Origin of the sequence: Streptomyces albidochromogenes (assembly GCF_005981925.1) — a bacterium.
Taxonomy (GTDB): Bacteria; Actinomycetota; Actinomycetes; order Streptomycetales; family Streptomycetaceae; genus Streptomyces; species Streptomyces albidochromogenes.
The window spans coordinates 1-1,860 of record NZ_VBVX01000572.1 but is presented as its reverse complement, the minus strand read 5'-3'; the positions used below and the strand labels follow the sequence as shown (position 1 = coordinate 1,860).

Sequence of the window (1,860 nt, the reverse complement as noted above, 5' to 3'; positions counted from 1 at the left end):
CCAGGCGCTGGCGCAGCGGCGCGCGCGGACCCGAGGCCGGCGCGAGGCCGTCGGGCAGGTCCTCGGGCGGCGTGTCCTGGGCGTGCCCGGGGAGCGCGACGTCGGGGGCGGCCTGGCGCTCGGCGGGTACTCAAAGCGGCCTGGGGCATCGCGACCACCGGGGTCGCGGGACCCGACGCCCAGGACGGGCAGCCCGTGGGGACGGTGTTCGTGGCGGTCGCGGGGCCGGGCGGAGCCGGGAAAGTGGCCCGGTTGAGGTTGAACGGTGACCGGGCGGTAATCCGTATGGAGAGTGTGCGGAGCGTACTGACCCTGCTCTCCGGCGAACTGAACGAAAATGCGCGGGCACAGGATACGGAACAGAACGGGGGGAATTGATGTTTGCAGCCCTGAGTGAACACGACATCGCTCCCCGCACGGCCGCAGCGCGAGGCGGTACGGTGGGGCGTGAAGGATGCGGCTACGCGGTCCGAGGAGGGAGCCACCGATGATTCTGCTCCGTCGCCTGCTTGGTGACGTGCTGCGTCGGCAGCGCCAGCGCCAGGGCCGTACTCTGCGCGAAGTCTCCTCGTCCGCCCGAGTCTCACTCGGCTATCTATCCGAGGTGGAGCGGGGGCAGAAGGAGGCTTCCTCCGAACTGCTCTCCGCTATCTGCGACGCGCTCGATGTACGGATGTCCGAGCTCATGCGCGAAGTGAGTGATGAGTTGTCGCTGGCTGAGCTGGCGGAGTCGGCTGCGAGCGAGCCGGTGCGTCCACCGGTACGCCCGATGCTCAACTCCGTTTCGGTGACGTCGGTGGCAGGTGTGCCACCGGAGCGGGTGACGATCAAGGCACCCGCGGAAGCGGTGGACGTGGTCGCCGCCTGAGCGCGGTGACCGCCACGACCGCGGTGACAGCGGTCTGAGGCTTGTGCGAGAGCCCCGGTGGGTCCTGGTGACCCCCGGGGCTCTCGCATGCCCTCACCTGACCGTTTTGTGGCGTTTGTGTCATGGTGGTGAGACGGCGAAGGGCTGAACCGTGCCGGTTCCCCGCGCGCGCCGGCTCCCCGAGGAGGAAAACGGATGTCTGTAGTGAAGAGCACCCTGCCCGAGGCGGATCTCAAGGTGGTGGGCGAGGCCCTGCAGGGCGCGCTCGTGGACCTCGTGGACCTGTCGCTGGTGGCCAAGCAGGTCCACTGGAACGTGGTGGGGCCGCGCTTCAGGTCGGTGCACCTGCAACTCGACGAGGTGGTCGGCACGGCGAGGCTGCACTCCGACTCGGTCGCGGAACGGGCGTCGGCGCTGGGCGTCAACCCGGACGGGCGGTCCGCGAGCGTGGCGCGGGCGACGGCGATCCGGGAGGTGCCGTCGGGGTGGATCAAGGACGTGGACGCCGTACGGATCCTGGTGGACGCCCTCGGCGTCGTGGTCGGGCGCATGCGGGAGCGGATCCAGGCGACCGCCGATCCGGATCCGGTGAGCCAGGACATCATCATCGGGCTGACGGCGGATCTCGAGAAGCACGCGTGGATGTTCCAGGCCGAGAGCGAGTAGGCGCGGCGAGCGGGGGCGCAGAGCGCGGGCGCGTGCGGTGTCTGGTGCGGGCGGGTGCGCCGGGGTGTGCATCCGGTGCGCCCTCCCGCCGTGTACGGGGGCCCGTCTAGCGTCGGTCGGAGGAGGCAGCCATGGCATGGCGTGACTTCTGGCGACGCCGGTCGGTCCTGGTGCCGGTGCTGATTCCGGCGCTGGTGCTCGGTGCGGTGTGGTGGTGCGCCGTGCTGCGGCTCGTGTTGGTGCCGGAGCGGGCGGGCGTCGTGGAGGGTGCGGTGGCGGCGGGCGGTTGGGGGCTGAGCCTGCTGCCGGTCCACGCGGTGTCGGCG

At 70.9% G+C, this 1,860-nt stretch carries 3 protein-coding genes and 1 pseudogene; all 4 read left to right on the top strand.

Features of this window, described 5'->3' with window-relative positions; all coding sequences use genetic code 11:
• A partial coding sequence (locus E2E34_RS33955; RefSeq protein WP_138905664.1) for a CinA family protein occupies nt 1-378 on the top strand: 378 nt, incomplete at its 5' end.
• 109 nt (nt 379-487) lie between these two features.
• On the top strand, nt 488-868 hold the full coding sequence (locus E2E34_RS33950; RefSeq protein ID WP_028814221.1) for a helix-turn-helix domain-containing protein: 381 nt from the start codon (nt 488-490) through the stop codon (nt 866-868).
• A 195-nt stretch (nt 869-1,063) separates the two neighbouring features.
• Nucleotides 1,064-1,534: a Dps family protein gene (locus E2E34_RS33945; RefSeq protein WP_138905663.1), complete on the top strand. Its 471-nt coding sequence runs from the start codon at nt 1,064-1,066 to the stop codon at nt 1,532-1,534.
• 131 nt (nt 1,535-1,665) lie between these two features.
• A pseudogene (locus E2E34_RS33940) lies at nt 1,666-1,860 on the top strand (hypothetical protein); the annotation flags it as partial.

What these genes read in the sequence shown, in the direction of transcription:
- E2E34_RS33945 (WP_138905663.1), top strand. Translation starts at nt 1,064, where the DNA reads ATGTCTGTAGTGAAGAGCACCCTGCCCGAGGCGGATCTCAAGGTGGTG.
- E2E34_RS33950 (WP_028814221.1), top strand. Translation starts at nt 488, where the DNA reads ATGATTCTGCTCCGTCGCCTGCTTGGTGACGTGCTGCGTCGGCAGCGC.